Raw genomic sequence first — 16,227 nt, 5'->3', positions numbered from 1 at the left:
TAATTAGCCTTTAATCGCGCCGATCATAACCCCTTTTACAAAATATTTTTGCAAAAACGGGTATATCATCAGCATGGGAACTATCAATACGATCACCCCGGCCGCTTTGATCGATTCCGGCGTCATTTGCTGCAAATCGTCCTGGCGGACTGAATTGAGCTCTTGCAGGACGGATTGGCTGGCCACCATCTGCTGAATCATGACCGCCAAATTCATCCGGGCGCTGTCATTCAGAAACATGAGCACATGCAAAAACGAATTCCAATAGCCCACTCCGTAAAATAACGTCAGCGTAGCCAAGACCGGCATGGATAACGGGATCATAATGCCGGCGAGCAGCCGCCACTCTCCGCAGCCGTCCAACCGCGCCGCTTCCTCAAGCTCTTCCGGAATATTCATGAAGAAGGTCCGAAGCACCAGCATATTGAACGCGCTGATTAATCCCGGCAGCCAGATGGCGCCGTAAGTATCGAGCAGGCCCAAGCTTTTCACAATGAGAAACAAAGGAATCAGCGGCGTTCCGAACAGCATCGTAAATACGATCGCCAGCGTAAAAAAACGGCGTGCATAAAAATAGGATTTGGCCAGCGGGTACGCCGCCATCACCGTAAACCACATGCTGAGTGCTACGCCGACAACGGTAATGACGACACTATTGCGAAAAGCTTTGATCAGATTCGTGCCGGCATACAATGCTTTGTACGCTTCAAAAGTCCAGCCCTGCGGCCACAATGTGACGTGCCCCGATACGATCGCCTGATAGCTGCTCAGCGATAAAGATACGATATGGAGCAATGGCAGGGCGCAGCTTATCGCGGCCAGACCGAGAAAGGCATAGCTCAGCACGTTGAATATTTTTTCGTCCAAAGTTAATTTCATGACGGGAACGCTCCTTTCTTACCACAGTGCTTGATCGAATTTTCTGGCAACCCGGTTCGAAAGGACGACGAAGAAGAAGCCGACCAACGATTCGAATAAACCGACCGCAGTCGTTAAGCTGAACTGCCCTCCCTGGACGCCGACAATAAAGATATAGGTGCTGATGACGCTCGAAACATCGGTTACCGCCGCATTTTGCAGCGTATACACGTGGTCGAATCCCACTTCCATAACGTTCCCCATGCTCAGAATCAGCATCAAAATAATCGTGCTGCGGATGCCGGGCAGCGTCACATGCCAGATTTGCCTCCATTTCGACGCACCGTCGATGCCGGCGGCTTCATACAGATGCGTATCGATGGACGTCAGCGCGGCCAAATAAATAATGGCTCCCCAGCCCGCTTCCTTCCAAATGCCGGAGCCGAGAAAGATCGCGATCCAGCTGTGCTCCTGATACAAGAAAGCGACGGTTTGACCCGTCCATAGCTCCAACAGCTTGTTCACGATTCCGGACTGCTGGGAAAATATCGTGACGACGAGGCCCCCGACAATCACCCATGAAAAAAAATGCGGCAAATAGATCAGCGTCTGCACGACGCGTTTGAACCGCAGCGCGCGAATTTCATTCAGCAGGATCGCGATCAGGATCGGAAACGGAAAGCCGGCGCAAATGCTTAACAAGCTTAACGTAACGGTATTGCGGATGATGGTCACCGTCTGCGGCTGGGTAAACAACGACTTGAAGTGCTTCAAACCTACCCATGGGCTTCCCCATATTCCATCCATCAAATTGTAATTTTTGAACGCTATAACGTTCCCTAAAATAGGCAAATATTTGAAAATGACAAAATAAGCGATGACCGGAACGAACATCATCAAGAGAGGGATATTTTGTTGAAAACGATGGCGCGCTTGCGGCGGCGTATGCTGCATGTCTGATTCACCTCCTTCGGCGGAAACTGGAAACTTTGGAAACTTGAAACCCCAGCCGCTGATGGAATCAATGTACCTCGGAGGTGCCATAAGGCTCAATATACATGAATTTACGAATAAACTCTTTTAGCAAACTGCGGCTGCACTAGGCTTTTGCGAACTTGACGCGCCGATCGATAAACATGAGATAAACCTTTATCGAGGTCTTTCAAAGATGTGAGGGCCGCGTTTAGAGGTAGGCGTTTTCCCGGGAAATACAGGTTCTACTCTTCCTTCCGGTACTCGCCCGGCGTGAAACCGCTGTACTTCTTGAAAGCGCGGATAAACGATATCGCATGCACATAGCCGACTTTGACCCCGATGTCCTGAACGGAATCATTGCTGCTCTGGAGCAGCTTTTTCGCTTGTTCCATCCGGATTTTGACGAGATAATCGACGAATTTTTCGCCGAATTCCTCTTTGAACGACCGGCTTACATGCGAAGCATGCAGCCGAAACCGCTCGCTCAGCGAGTTGAGCGACAATTCCGGATCGGCGTAATGGGTTTCCATATAGGCGCGAATCCGCTTCATTAAAGCATGCGTGCTTCTGACTTCGCGCAAAGCGGCCATCTGTTCCGACACTTCTTCCAAAATACGAAACCAGTGCGAATACGCTTCCTCGATCGTATCGAACCGCTCTATGGCATCGTTCAGCCCCGGCAGCGCCTCCCGCTTCCACAGCTCCTGAAATTCGGCCGGTAGTTCGAGCATTTCCCGGTGCAAATGATACACCATATAATTCATAAGATTGCGGATTTCATCGTACGAAAACAGCCCGGCTTTTAATTCGGTAAAAATTTGCTCCAACGCCGGCCTCCACGCCTCGTCTCCCAGGCGAAAAAACTGCGCCAGCGACTTAACGAGGGGCAAATGCTTATACATTTCTTTCTCGGCTGAAGCTTCGGACTCCCAATGGTAGATGACACGGTTGGTTCCCAACGAAGATTTGAAGCGAAGCACGTTGGCTCCGGCATCGTAGGACTGCACAAGCTCCTGCACTTGGGCGACCGCAGGTCCGACGCCGATCGTAACGCGAAAAGGCAAATGCTGCTCGACCCAGGAGCGCACATGTTCGCAAAAATGAGCCGCAAGCTTCTCGCTGTTTTTTTCATCCGCTTCGGCAAACAGGACTGCGCCCAGCCTGTGAGCGGCCGTCCATTCCGCCCATACCGTCAAACGGAGCTGCTCGGCGGCTTCGTAAACGACGCGGCTCAGCACAAATTTCAGCAGCTCCCGATCTTTCTGCGAGAACATTCGGCATACTTCCATGTACTTGTCGAGCTCTATGACCGCAGCGGCAAGCTGCCTGAAGCCGGAAGGCACGTGCAGCCGCTTCATCTCGGCTTTCCATTCTTCGTAGCCGATCGCCCGGCTGCCCTCAAGCCATTCTTTGAAAAAGTGGCGGCGGCGGAAGACGATATCTTCCTCGTGCTGCTTCTCATAACGGCTGGACAGCTCCATTAAATTGCCCAATGCCCGGTCGATGTACTGGAACTCGTCCTGTTTATCGGCATCGAGCCCGATAGCTTTCAGCTCGGAATACGCACGGATGCGGGCCATAATCGACTCGATCGGCCGGTAATTGCGGTGCGTCACATAAGTCATCCAGACTCCTCCGAGGACGACCATCAGCAGGCCCAGCCCGATCCATACATAGGAAAATACGGAGGTGAACGTAAATAAATGCTCATCGTTGAGGCCGCTCCGGTATTCCCAATTCGTATAGTCCGAGCGGATTCGGGTCAGCTCCGACCCTCTCTTGTTGAATCCCGCTGCTCCGGCGGCATTGGCGGATGCCGTCAGACTGTTGCCTTCGGCATCGTACACGTCGATAAAGCTGACCTTTGAACGGGACATGTCGCCCACCATGCTTTCAATCGAGTCCATGCCGATATTGACGACGACAATCCCCTGCCGTCCGGATAACAGAGGAATTTTGCGAACTAAAGAAACGACCGCTTTGCGTTGATCCGTCTCGGCAAATTCTTTGTAGATCCGCCGGTTCGTCAGATGATACAGCGCAGGGCTCTTCATCATCTCTTCAATGAACGTTTCATCGCCGAAACGGTCGACCTTCATCATCGTGTTGGGACTGATGACCACTTGATCGGAAGCCCGATAAATATACAGCGAATCGATAAACTTGTTGTAGTTCGTCATCCCGCGAATCAGCTCGGTGATTTCATAAGCGGAATAGTAGGGATTTCCTGCAAATTTGTTGTCGAAAAACTGGTCGATCCGCCTATCCGTCTGCAGCTCCTTAATCACATATTCATCTATCGTTTTCAAAGCGTAATCTACCGACTGCATGACGTGCAGCGCATACGTTTCGTTCGCCTTCTCGGCTTCTTTTCGCGATAATTGGCTGATCGCAACAAAAATTAGCACAATAAGCATGGCGGCGATCATGAAAAAAACGGGCAAATAGGAAAACAGAAGCCGGTAAAACCATCGTTTGCTCATACAAAGCGCCCCTCTGATTCAATCCGCATGCAGATTGCGAAATGCTTCCTAACACAAGAAAAACCCGTTCATTTCGGGTTTTTCTCTGATAAGTATGCGCGGATTTCATTTATTTAGAACCGCTACTTGTCCATTCCTTTACCCAAGTTTTGTAATTCAACGTGCATACCTTCCCCTCGTATTCCAACTTCAGAATACCGCTGTTCAATTCCGACTCCATAAACGGATTGCGAATTAACGGCCATTCGTCATACCGGATCTCTTTTCCGTTCAGCAGCCGCTGCCCGTCGTACGCGATATGTAAGACGTCCCCGCTTAAAGCCGTATACGTGATGGAGGGAGTCGGGCTGTCCAGCCGTGATGCATCCACATGCGTTCGGCTCATTATGGCATCTTGGTAGCGGCCGAGTTCAGCCGCAATTTGCCGCTCTTCGCTCAACCCGCTGTCCGACTCCCGGGAGTAATCGCTTGGACTTGCCGCTTCCACGATAACGGCATGAATGAGACCGTCGCTCCGCAGCCTTCGGTTTCCGCTTTCGTCAGCTATCCACCGGTACGGCTTCAACAGCCTCACTGCGATCAAGACCGTTCCGCCGTGGGCGAATATGCGGCCGCCGGGCTTTTCGGCAAGGAGGTAAATGGCCTTGCCGGAAAAGAACCCGTCGATATAGGGATCGCGATCCGACGGGAACGGCTGCCGCGGGCCGTATTGGTAAGCCGTCCCCGCCGGAATATGGTACAGCGCGATTAACGCGCTTCGATGCTGAATGACCTGCTCGTATGGCGACGATCCCAGCCAATTGTCCGCATACCGTTCCTCCGGAGAGCCGAAATCGGGAAACGGATGATTGAAAAAAAGGACCCCGGAAGGCTCATCCGAATCCCAATCGAGCGACCATCTTCTTAGCTGTCCGGACCATATCACATCTCCCTGCTTGCCGTCCGTCATACTGCCGAGCGCAAAGCCGGGCGTGACATAGGTGTATTTGCGAACGCCGGTTCGGCTAATATAACCCAGCCCCTTCAAGCCCCGGCTTGCTCCCGCAAGCTCCCTGGTTTCATGAAAATCGTGAGCTTTCGCGGAAACGGAAGTCACGTCGTGCGTTTCCACATGCTCGAACGGAAAGCTTCTGTCCCGCGCGATGCGTACGAGCATATCGGGCGGCGCGTAAGCGGACAGCGCATTAATGACGCTGTAATGCGGCTCGCCATTGCGCAAATCGGGCGTTCGCCCGCCGAAGTACAGCCAGGCCGCCGCCGTTCCCGCCGGCGAGCTGCCGAACGTCTCGGTCGGGTAATAATCCCGCGAATGCGCGCCGGTAAATACGCCGTTCAGCCAGTCCCCCGCCGTATTGGCCAAATACCAATCGAGCATCATTTCGGCTTTCTTTTTCAGCAAAAGGTCGCCGGCAAAATCGTATAAAGTTGCCAATGCGTTCAAATACATCGCGCTATAAGTGGTCGAGTCGAACTCCCCCTGCCCAAAATGGGAGACCTGGTGAAAATAACGGTCCAAATAGGCGGCGCACCGCACCATAAGCCTGCTTGCATGCTTCCAGTCCGGCCACGTTTGCGCGGTCAAATATCCGGCTGCCGCATTCATGATTTTATGGTTTTCGGTGCCGCTCTCCAGCTCGAACTGATCGTGCAGCAGCATTCGCGCCCTTACTTTTTCCTTTAACTTGGCGCTGTATAGATGGCCGAACCGCAAAAAAGCATCCATATTGGCATAGCGAAAAAACATCCCATGCTCGCCGGGATCGTCGTTGGCCAATCGGATATGATGCAAGGCCAGCTCCGTCTCTCTTTGCATGCCTAACCGCGCAATGGCATCGTACAAATACCTCCGCGCCTTGTCGGAATCGGGGACAGGATTGAGCGGGGATTGCTCCAACATCAGCCGGGCGCGCCGCCGAAACGCTTCTTTCATATGGATATTCGTATCCATAACTACCTCCGCTTTGCGTAGATTTCTCCAAGTACTATAGCTTTCCGGCCGGGAGCAGGCAATAAACAAGTTTTGCCCGATAGACGATTTTTTCGCAAAAGCCCTCCACCCGTGCATCCGAACCTGCACCCTGGTTGAGGGCCCCGCGGGGCGACCGGGCCGCCGTCATGCGGCGCAGCACCGCCGCGCGCTGGGAGCTGCGCACGGTGCGGGCATTCGCGAGGGGCTCGGATGCGCTGGCGGGCCCGAATGCACCGCCGGTGAGGCGCGAAGCCTGCATTGGCGGCGGCCCGAATGCACCGCCGGCGGGGCGCGAAGCCTGCATTGGCGGTGGCCCGAATGCACCGCCGGCGGGACGCGAAGCCTGCATTGCCGGTGGCCTGAATGCACCGCCAGTGGGCCGTGAAGCCTGCATTGCCGGTGGCCCGAATGCACCGCCGGTGAGGCGCGAAGCCTGCATTGGCGGCGGGCCCGAATGCACCGCCGGTGAGGCGCGAAGCCTGCATTGGCGGTGGGCTCGAATGTACCGCCGGTGGGGCGCGAAGCCTGCATTGGCGGAGAGCCACCGAAAAGCCTGCAATTGTGCAGGCTTTTTCGACGGAATCGGCTCGTTTTTGGGAAAAGCCTGCAATTGCGCAGGAATTTTCCACTCTGAGAGGGCCCAGCCCGCAATAGCAGCGGAAAAACTGCAGATTTGCAGGAATTTTGCAAATCAGGCGTATTCAGGAGCAAAAAGATGCACTTTTGCAGGTTTTATCCGTGCGCTGCCAATGATGCGCCAGCTTTGGGCCGCCGAGCGCTCGGATGCGCTGGCAGTGGACGGCAAAGCCTGCAAATGTGCAGGCTTTTTCGACGGAATCGGCGCGTTTTGGGGAAAAGCCTGCAAATGTGCAGGAATTTTCCACTCTGAGAGGGCCCAGCCCGCAATGGCAGAGGAAAAAACTGCAGATTTGCAGGAATTTTGCAAATCAGGCGCATTAAGGAGTAAAAAGATGCACTTTTGCAGGTTTTTTCCGGCGCGCTGCCAATAATGCGCCAGCTTGAGCGACCGAGCGCTCGGATGCGCTGCGGAGGGAGCCGCAAAGCCTGCATTGGCGGAAGGCCCGAATGCACTGCCGGTGGACGGAAAAGCCTGCAATTGTGCAGGCTTTTTCGGCGGAATCGGCTCGTTTTTGGGAAAATCCTGCAAATGTGCAGGAATTTTCCACTCTGAGAGGGCCCAGCCCGCAGTGGCTGCGGAAAAAACTGCAGATTTGCAGTAATTTTACGAATCAAGCGCATTCAGGAGCAAAAAGATGCACTTTTGCAGGTTTTCTCCGCGCGCTGCCAATGATGCGCCTGCTCTGGCGACCGGCTTTTCCTTTTTAGCCCGGATGAGCTGGCAGAGGGTTCAAATGCACTGCCTGTGGGCCGCAAAAACCGGAAGTTCAGCCCCTTCCGGTTTCACTCCCTTTGGAATTAATTCTATGTTCTTGCATTTGATAGTTCACAAGGCTGCTGCTGACCTAAACATGTCCATTCTATACATATCTAATTTGGCTACTGGTCATTTCGATTGGGGGCAAGGGTTTGAAATTGCTTCTCGTCCAGGGAATGGGGGGAGTTCATATCGGAGCGGGAAGTTAGTGGAAAAAGATACATGATAGATTTGGTAAAGAATCAAATTTGATGATTACCGCTTACAATTTTCTCTAGTACCCCGCCAATTATTTCAATCACCAAAATCATTCCCGATTTTGACGTGCTCAACACCGGAAAATCTGGCTATGCCTATAATCAAAGAGTACTTATCCAATTTAGGCAGTTTCATCCATATGTTGTGTTAGGTGTTTTGTAAGGTGAGGTGGCGAGCTTTATTAGGTGCTTTGTGAGGTAAAGCGCCACAAGATGTCAAGATAGTTTTTTAAAATATTTAAGGTATGAAATATTGCATATCGCTCTTTTTTGTTATCCCTAAGGGATCGGTTGTTGAAAAAACTACAGTGGAAATAATGTAATACATTTTCATGACATTGGTGTTCACAGATGGTGGACGTAGCCCAAGCGAAGCGCGGGGGAAAGCTTTTTCTTTTGGATATACCGTGTTGAAATCCCGTGTCCGAATCGCTATGATCAGGGAAAGGGAAAGATGCAATGCCTCATGATTTGGACCGCGCAATCGCGGAGGCGCTGACGGCACAGGGGCTCGACGAAGACTTGGCGTGGGAGAGCTTTGTGTCCTATCTTGACGGCCACAAGGTGCATTCTAAAGCCGGGAAAGCTTTGCCGTTCTTGCCTCTATTCCAAGACCGATCCCTCGAGACTGGGGCACTTATGGCAACGAATGGTGGAACTTGGACCTAGCCAAGGTGCACGACCGCGATTCTACGTGGCACCCTGAGGGCGGGCTCGGGCCGTGCCCCACGACTTCACCGACCCGCGCTGGCTGTTGCCCGCGGTGAGGCGTGGATCGCCCAGAAGCCCGGATTTCGCAGCATCCGCTCGGAGTGGAGCCGTTTCATAATAAAATAGGTCTTGTTTTCAAGGAGGTAAAACATGGATTACATTTCATCGAAAGAAGCGGCGTTAAAGGTGAAACGGTGGCCTAAAGATACCATAGCGGCGGGTCGTCGTCATACCGTTGGTCTTAAATCGGACGGCACGGTGACGGCAGTGGGTGATAATAAATATGGCCAATGTGATGTAAGCGGCTGGCGCAATATTGTCGCGGTTGCGGCTGGTAATGTTCATATGGCGACGAACACGGGTAATGCTCATACAATCGGTCTTAAATCTGACGGTACTGTGGCGGCTGTGGGTTGGAATAAGCATGACCAATGCAATGTAAGCGGCTGGCGCGATATTGTAGCGGTTGCGGCGGGTTGGCGTCGTACCGTCGGGCTTAAATCGGATGGCACGGTGGTGGCTGTAGGTCGAAATAATGAAGGTCAATGCAATGTAAGTGGCTGGCGTGATATGGTGGCGGTCGCGGCGGGTGACTGGCATACCGTCGGTCTTAAATTGGACGGCACGGTGACGGCTGTGGGTAATAATCGGTATGGCCAATGCAATGTAAGCGGTTGGTGCGATATTGTCGCGGTCGCAGCAGGTTATCTTCATACAATCGGTCTTAAATCGGACGGTACGGTGACGGCTGTGGGTTTGAATAAACATGACCAATGCGATGTAAGCGGCTGGCGCGGTATTGTGACGATTGCGGCGGGTAGTAATCATGCCATCGGCCTTAGATCGGACGGTACTGTGGCGGCTGTGGGTTGGAATGAGCATGGCCAATGCAATGTAAGCGGCTGGCGCGATATTGTGGCGGTTGCAGCGGGTTGCGCCCACACTCTCGGCCTTAAATCGGACGGCACTGTGGTTGCTGTGGGTGATAATGAATATGGCCAATGCGATGTAAGCGGTTGGCGTGGCATCCAACTGCCCGGCAATTAGTTTTCTTTTAAACATGGCGTATTCTATGTAACATTATAAGGTGCTTTGTGAGGTGCTTTGTGAGGTGCTTTGTGAGGTGCTTTTCGCGATTCATCGAAACATACAAAAAAACTCGCCCTTCATCCAACCGATGTGGAAAAATGAAAGGCGAGTTCTTCTTCGCGATTATTGCTTATTTATCATTCGATAAATGATAACTGCAGTTTCAGCCCTTGTTGCTGTGCCGAGAGGGTTGATTCCATTTTCGCTTCCTTCTACGATGCCCTGCTTGACTAAGGATGCTACTGCTTCTTGTGCATAAGGTGCGATTTGGGTGCTATCGGCGAATTTGGAAAGATCGGCAGTGTTCCCTGCAACCGAATTGCCGGAAAGCTTTAATGCCCTTGCGCAGAGCACCATCAGGTCTTCGCGGGTAATATCCTTTTTAGGATTGAAGGCGCCGTCTTCCATACCGTTAGCAAGACCTAGCTGCTTGGCAATGCCAAGAGCTTCATAGTAGTAGTCGCTCTTATTCACATCGCTAAAGTTGGATGCGAATTCCGCCTTAAGATTCAGCGCGCGCACAAGAAGTACTACGATATCCGCACGGGAAATTTTTTTGTCCGGAGAAAACGTTTTGTCCGCCGTGCCTTGTATGACACCTTTAGCTGCCAACGCGTCAATTGCTTTGGCTGCCCAGGAGTAAGCTGCATTCACATCGCTAAATTTCGATGAGGCTGGTGTGGTTGGCGATCCGGTCGATCCTTTAGGAGCATCAGGTTTTGACGGCGTTTGCGGTGCGGCAGGTTTAGTATCGGAAGGTGTTCCTGTAGAACCGCTTGACGAACCAGTGTTATTGCCCGAACTTCCACCGGAGCTGCCTCCACTGCCGCTACCACTGCTATTTACTTGAACTGTAGACGTTGCATTAAAGTTTCCGTAAGTAGCCGTAATTACGGTGCTTCCCGGGCTAATTGCAGTCACAAGACCACTGCTGTTTACAGCAGCAATTTGCGGCTGAGAAGACGTATAGGCTGTATACTTGCTGACATCTACCGCAGTATTATCAAAATAAGTCGCTGAAACTACGGTACTATGGGTACCGCCAACATTTAACGTATAGCTGGACGAATCCAAAGATATTCCTGTATAGTTTACCGCTAACTGGATATTATCGGAATTATAGATTACCTTCACTTTATATTGACTAGGTAAGCCCGCAGTTTCAACTGAAGAAAACTGTCCATTCCGTTGATCCTTACCATGGGTTATGATCGTGTAAACGCCGCTGCCTGGTACATAATTATCCACAAAATTCAGACGTAATTTCCCGTTAGGATTTACCGCGCCTTTAATGTTGAGCAGATCATCTTTGCCGCTAAGGTTGAGTTCAAGCGTACCGCCCGCAGATTGTGCGTAATTTCCGCCGATGGTCATTGTTCCGGGAACATTTTCAACGAGAGTTCCCCCGTTGTTCGCGACGTCGCCGCTTCCGAATGCTGTCTTCGAATTGCCCTCAAGCGTACCTCCGTCGATCTGTGTACCTCCGGAATAAGTATTGTCGCCCTGCAGCTTTAAAGTACCCGTTCCCTCTTTTGTCAGCTTACCTGTACCGGAGATGTCGTTCCGCCAGCGATCCAATACGTTGAAACCGCCTTTGCTTGCATCCATTGTCACTGTAACGTCATTCGCGAAAGCGCCGTAACCATCCGCAGCGGCAAAGAGGTTAAGCCGTCCCCATCCCTCGGGATCATCAAGCAGAGGATAGCCGGATGGAAGACCGGTCGTGGCCAATACCCAGCGGCGCTGCGTGCTGTCCAGGTAGGGCAAACGGGTTTCCAACAAGACTTCAGCGCCCTTTGGAACTACCACCGGGTTCGTGGTTGCATTGATCTGGTTAAATCCATATGTCAAACGCTGCGTATAGTCTGCTTTGTTCTTTGCATAATCATTGAAGCGATCCACCGCTGTACCGGTTTGCGTCAACAAATTCGCATGAGCATTGTCATAAGCAGCTTGTTTAATCGCGGCATTGGCCGGATCATTCAAAGTAGCGGCCGCCAGGGCCGTTGCCAAGACACGTCCTCCCATGACATCTAGCGGGGAGTGCATACCGGTTACAATCCGATTGGTTCCAAGTTCCGAAGCCCGGGTCAAGAGCTCCTGGAACCGTTCGGGTACTGCGTAGGCTAATGAGAAAGCGGCGAGATACGCAGCATTCGTATGACCGCTAGGGAAGCCGCCGTCCGAGGCCGGAGTACTGCTTTTTGCGGGAATCAGGGTAGGTATAAGAACATTTTCGCCAAGCTGACGCCATGGTCGAGGATACTGAAAGAAATTTTTGGATGGATTGCCTGATGCATAGTTGCCTCGCAACGTTCCGATCAGAGTTACCATCTTGCCAAGCTCGGAGTTCACATCTCCTGCAGCATTGGAGCCGTTACCGTCGTCATATTTTTTCACTGTGGCATCTGCTGCAACACCCGTAATCGTTGTATATGTTCCCGATTTGGTCCGATACACATCAGTGAGTGATCCTAAACCTTCCGTGACAGAGTATGTTTGATTTCTTCGATCATCCAAGTATGCCGCCGTTTCTTGATCAGCAGTGCGAGCAGCTGCAATATTTCCCACATACTGCATGTTAGCATCCAGCACACTGGGGTTCAGCTTGGTGCCATTTTTCCAGTAATACACCGAATCAGTTACTTTGTCACCAGGTGTCCAAAGATCCAGAAACTTGGAAAGCGTCCCAACGGCAGAATTGGAGCTTACCGTACTATTAGCCGAAGTATTATTTTGATAATTATCTACAAAATACCCCCAAGGCGGTGCTGACTGCGGGGTTACTGTAGTTGGTAATGCCGCCGCACTTGCAAAGCTTCCATTCAGAGAGCTTAGCAGCAGGGGCAATACCAAGGCAACGGATACTTGCTTTCTTTTGAATTTCGTTGTCAAATCATGTCCACTCCTTATGCTATGTTTATGCCTATTATAATCATGCCGAAAAAAAGAGCCCTTAAAAATTTATAGATAAATCTATAAATTTATTGGGGCTCTTTAAACATTTTGTAAACCTCATGATTCTAACCTTGTCTGCTGCAATGTATTCTCTTCTTCACTCAACTCATTAAAATACACAAACACTTGATCCAGCAGGTACGTCAACTGGTAGCTTTGTTCTTTTCCAAGAAAATCGACTAAACCTTTTATTTGTGCTGCCGTATTCTCATCTTTGGCATCATCTTCAAGCTTCCAATTCATGTTTCTGGTCAATTGAATCGTACGAATAAGCTCTATGACAAGTGACTGTTTATCATTATCCATTCTTACCCTCGTTTCATTCAGTTTGAAGTTAGCAAAATGGACCTCCTTTAACAAGAGGATCGAGCTCATTCGTTCATTGCGCTCAATCCCCTGCCGGTTTCTATAAGTTACTCCTTACTTCAGCTCTGCAATAAAGCGATCTATTTCTCCTGCAGGCGTGCTCATTGTCTCATACACTTTCACGGAAACGCCGCTTTGAATTTGATTGAACGACAAGTTTGTAAAAGTCAACGTCTGATCTCCGTTTACCAAACGGTCAGCCCCCATGAAAGGGAATGACTTGGAGCCCAGAATGCCGCCGTTTCCATCCGCCAGTTCGAATTTCAGCTTCGAGAAGCCTCCGTCTGTAATGACTTGCCTATCGCGGGCAATGTCCAGATTCAAGCGAAGCTTGTAAGTGTAATAAGGCGACACGTACGGGCTTCCCCCCACTGTCATTTGCGACAGGAAATAATCCTTAATATTCAGGGTATACGGATACAGCTTGATGCTGTGGCGGTCATCGTCCCCTTGCACTGCCGCCTTATAAGAAGCTATGGTTGATTTGTAGCCGTTATTACCCCCATTCGCCGAATCGCTTGCGACAACTTCCTGTATGTTCATCGTAAAAGCCTCGTTCTCTTCGGAAACCGGAAGCACGAATGCATAGCTGACAACGATCGAAGTTCCGGGCGCTACGCTCGTTTGAGCGGCGGTTTGCCTTACGCCCGTATAATCATGGCCGCCCAAGCTGGAAAGCTCCGTCTGAAATGCCGGCATAGGCACAGGATTTTGCCCTTTATTGCTGATGCTGAACTTGGCGAAAGCTACCTTGCTGCCTTGATCTTTATTATCCGTTACATGCAGCTCGGTAAGGGCTACGTTCAGATCCTGATGAATGACATTGTTCCATGGTTCAAACGCGATCGGTGTGCCGTAAGTATAATTGTCCGCCGTTGTTCCGCGGTTTTGCAGTTTAACATTCAACCGGCCGATACTGAAGTTCACCGTTTTAGCTTGGCCTGCAGCATCGGTTTGGGTAAAGCTTTCCGGCGTCAGCACATTGAAGCTTTCAAGCACTGTATCCATCTTGGCGTGAATGACAAAATGAATGTACGTTTTTTCGCCGGGCTCTAAAGAAATGTCTTCCCCTTCTAACCGTTTTCCGGTATAAAAGTCGCCCTTGCTTTTCCCGTCCAACAGAAGCGCCGGAATGGTTTCCGTCTGATCCGACGGATTTTCAACCAACAACTTCACAACATAATCCACGCCTGAAGCCGTATTGCTTTTATTCCATTCTACGGTCGTGTAAGTAAGCGGAGATTGCAGCATCGGGATCGCAAAAGGCTCTCCCCATGCCTTCGATGCAGCTGCGTTTTCAAATTCAGAACGGCTGCCGCTCCAAACAGAGCCGCTTACAGGTATAGTAAGCAAAGTTGTTTCCAGCTTCGGAAACACGTTGTAATTCACATCGATCAGGGACAAATCCTTCAAACTAATTTCCGTTTGCCGGTTTATCAATTTGTAGTAAGTCAGCTCAACCTCGGAGTTCGGCTGGATGCCGCGTGCATTACTGCTGCTTGGACGAAGCGTATACACGGTCCCCTCGCTCGTCGTAGCCCGCAGTTCATGATCGGGAACGCGAAGCGTCTGACCGCTCGTATTAGCAATTCTTATAACGGCCCCCAGACGTACGCCTGCTGAAGTTTTTTCATTATAAATACCCTCTGCCTTTACATGCAGGCTCTCATTTATGTGATAAACTGCAGCGCTCGTGGCGTCGGATGCCGCATCATAGCCATCCGCCCAAGCCGGTAAGCCGGACATCAACAGCGAAGCGGACAAAACAAAAGTCATAGCTGCTTGTTTTAGTTGGATCTTCATGTGACAAGTTCCTTTCTTATTAAGGGGATTATTCCGCATGTACTTTGGTGCCGTCAGTCAGCTTATCGGAAGGATTTAGAACGATCTTATCGCTGTTCTTGAGTCCTGCGGCTCCGGTCAAATAAAGCCAATCCTCATTTTTCACTTCCGTTGTCAGCTCGACAGGATGAACAATATCTCCGTCGAGCTTGTAAACGATCGATTTGCCGTCTTTCGTAATGACCGCTGTCTTCGGAATCTCCAGACGAGTCCCAGCCTCACCTGGAGTACTGCCGAAGGCAACTACGGCAACCGCTCCGGCATGCAGCGCTCCGTCCGTATTCGTTACCGACAATTTAACCGGGAATGTATTGTTATTCGTATCCGAGACCGGACTGACGAAAGATACTGTCCCTTCAAAAGTTTTGCCAGGAATGCTCGGCAATGTGACTGCTGCCTTAGATCCCTGCTGGATGGAAGCAACCATATTCTCAGGCACGCTCACTTCCACCTTCACTTGATCCATATTTACTATGGTATATAAAGCGCCTCCGGCCTGTGCCATCTCGCCGGCATGGACGTTTTTCCGGACAATCACCCCGTCGATCGGGGCTGCGATTGCCGCATTATCTAGGGCATGCCGGGCAATGTTCATTGCCGCCTCCGTGCGCATTACGTCCGCCCGCAAAGCGTCAAGGGTGTTTGCCGTCGCCCCTTCCTTCAACAAATCCAGCTTTGCTTGAGCGGAAGAAAGCTGCGCATTCGCGGATTGCTGCTGCGCCAGGGCGGTGGAATGAGCCGATTTTGCTTTCTCATAATCGAGCGCCGCTTTATCTCGTCCTTCTTCGGTGACTTCACCTTGTTCAAAATAATTCCGCGCCTGATTGTAGCCCTTCGTCACCAAATCAAGCGCCGCCTTCGCCTGATCGACCCCTGCCGCCGCCTGTGTGATTGCAGCCTTGGCCTGCTCCACTGCCGCCCCAGCAGCGCGAACATCCTGCGAACGTGCGCCGGCTTCCGTATCTGCCAACTTCGCTTGCGATGCGGCAAATCCCGCCTGCGCCTGATCGAATTGCTCGGACAGATCGTCGGTCTCCAGTTGAACGAGCACATCGCCTTTCTTCACTTTCGCGCCTTCCTCCGCGTTGACACTCACTGCTTTACCGCTGATTTTGGAAACCACTTGCACGGTTTGGTCGGCTGCAATTTTGCCGCTTGCTCCTGCAGCACTCACGCCTCCCAGTGTGGTAACCTTCACCGAAGGAAGCTGCGGCTGCACGGATGCGCCTGCCGAAGAAGAGCTGCAACCGCTAACGACCGCCATAGATCCCGCCAGTATACTTAATGATAATAGCACGTTCAAATGTTTTCTCATCTCTATTC

General features: G+C 51.3%; 10 protein-coding genes. 1 reads left to right on the top strand and 9 read right to left on the bottom strand.

Going from position 1 to position 16,227, the window contains the following annotated elements:
* Positions 1 to 3: 3 nt before the first annotated feature.
* The 5 genes from AC3G2T_RS17505 to AC3G2T_RS17485 form a co-directional block, all read right to left on the bottom strand.
* Positions 4 to 879, bottom strand: a complete 876-nt coding sequence (locus AC3G2T_RS17505) for a carbohydrate ABC transporter permease (protein WP_488436341.1) — start codon at positions 877 to 879, stop codon at positions 4 to 6.
* A gap of 18 nt (positions 880 to 897) precedes the next feature.
* Entirely contained in the window at positions 898 to 1,812 is a 915-nt protein-coding gene (locus AC3G2T_RS17500) for an ABC transporter permease (RefSeq protein WP_488436340.1), read from the bottom strand.
* A 263-nt stretch (positions 1,813 to 2,075) separates the two neighbouring features.
* Positions 2,076 to 4,316 (bottom strand): helix-turn-helix domain-containing protein, encoded by a 2,241-nt coding sequence (locus AC3G2T_RS17495; protein WP_488436339.1) that lies wholly within the window; start codon positions 4,314 to 4,316, stop codon positions 2,076 to 2,078.
* A gap of 109 nt (positions 4,317 to 4,425) precedes the next feature.
* Positions 4,426 to 6,264, bottom strand: a complete 1,839-nt coding sequence (locus tag AC3G2T_RS17490) for a hypothetical protein (protein ID WP_488436338.1) — start codon at positions 6,262 to 6,264, stop codon at positions 4,426 to 4,428.
* A gap of 712 nt (positions 6,265 to 6,976) precedes the next feature.
* Positions 6,977 to 7,453 carry a hypothetical protein gene (locus tag AC3G2T_RS17485; protein WP_488436337.1) on the bottom strand — a complete coding sequence of 159 codons (477 nt, stop codon included), beginning with the start codon at positions 7,451 to 7,453 and terminating at the stop codon, positions 6,977 to 6,979.
* A gap of 1,346 nt (positions 7,454 to 8,799) precedes the next feature.
* On the opposite strand from AC3G2T_RS17485, the gene AC3G2T_RS17480 reads away from it, so the two are divergent.
* A complete protein-coding gene (locus tag AC3G2T_RS17480) occupies positions 8,800 to 9,696 on the top strand; it encodes an RCC1 domain-containing protein (protein ID WP_488436336.1) in 897 nt (298 codons plus the stop codon).
* Between the two features lie 165 nt (positions 9,697 to 9,861).
* On the opposite strand, the gene AC3G2T_RS17475 is transcribed toward AC3G2T_RS17480, so the two are convergent.
* From AC3G2T_RS17475 to AC3G2T_RS17460, 4 genes are all read right to left on the bottom strand, one after another.
* Positions 9,862 to 12,633, bottom strand: a complete 2,772-nt coding sequence (locus AC3G2T_RS17475; protein ID WP_488436335.1) for an S-layer homology domain-containing protein — start codon at positions 12,631 to 12,633, stop codon at positions 9,862 to 9,864.
* Between the two features lie 120 nt (positions 12,634 to 12,753).
* The gene (locus AC3G2T_RS17470; RefSeq protein WP_488436334.1) at positions 12,754 to 13,002 is read right to left on the bottom strand and encodes a hypothetical protein; all 249 of its coding nucleotides are present in this window, start codon (positions 13,000 to 13,002) and stop codon (positions 12,754 to 12,756) included.
* A 114-nt stretch (positions 13,003 to 13,116) separates the two neighbouring features.
* Positions 13,117 to 14,865, bottom strand: a complete 1,749-nt coding sequence (locus AC3G2T_RS17465) for a hypothetical protein (protein ID WP_488436333.1) — start codon at positions 14,863 to 14,865, stop codon at positions 13,117 to 13,119.
* Between the two features lie 28 nt (positions 14,866 to 14,893).
* Entirely contained in the window at positions 14,894 to 16,219 is a 1,326-nt protein-coding gene (locus tag AC3G2T_RS17460; protein WP_488436332.1) for an efflux RND transporter periplasmic adaptor subunit, read from the bottom strand.
* Positions 16,220 to 16,227 lie beyond the last annotated feature (8 nt).

It is taken from the genome of Paenibacillus sp. sgz302191, assembly GCF_057749925.1.
This window is presented reverse-complemented; position numbering and strand designations above follow the sequence as displayed.

Coding starts and splice junctions, on each gene's coding strand:
- AC3G2T_RS17505 (WP_488436341.1), bottom strand. CDS start 879: ATGAAATTAACTTTGGACGAAAAAATATTCAACGTGCTGAGCTATGCC.
- AC3G2T_RS17500 (WP_488436340.1), bottom strand. CDS start 1,812: ATGCAGCATACGCCGCCGCAAGCGCGCCATCGTTTTCAACAAAATATC.
- AC3G2T_RS17495 (WP_488436339.1), bottom strand. CDS start 4,316: ATGAGCAAACGATGGTTTTACCGGCTTCTGTTTTCCTATTTGCCCGTT.
- AC3G2T_RS17490 (WP_488436338.1), bottom strand. CDS start 6,264: ATGGATACGAATATCCATATGAAAGAAGCGTTTCGGCGGCGCGCCCGG.
- AC3G2T_RS17480 (WP_488436336.1), top strand. CDS start 8,800: ATGGATTACATTTCATCGAAAGAAGCGGCGTTAAAGGTGAAACGGTGG.
- AC3G2T_RS17470 (WP_488436334.1), bottom strand. CDS start 13,002: ATGGATAATGATAAACAGTCACTTGTCATAGAGCTTATTCGTACGATT.
- AC3G2T_RS17465 (WP_488436333.1), bottom strand. CDS start 14,865: ATGAAGATCCAACTAAAACAAGCAGCTATGACTTTTGTTTTGTCCGCT.
- AC3G2T_RS17460 (WP_488436332.1), bottom strand. CDS start 16,219: ATGAGAAAACATTTGAACGTGCTATTATCATTAAGTATACTGGCGGGA.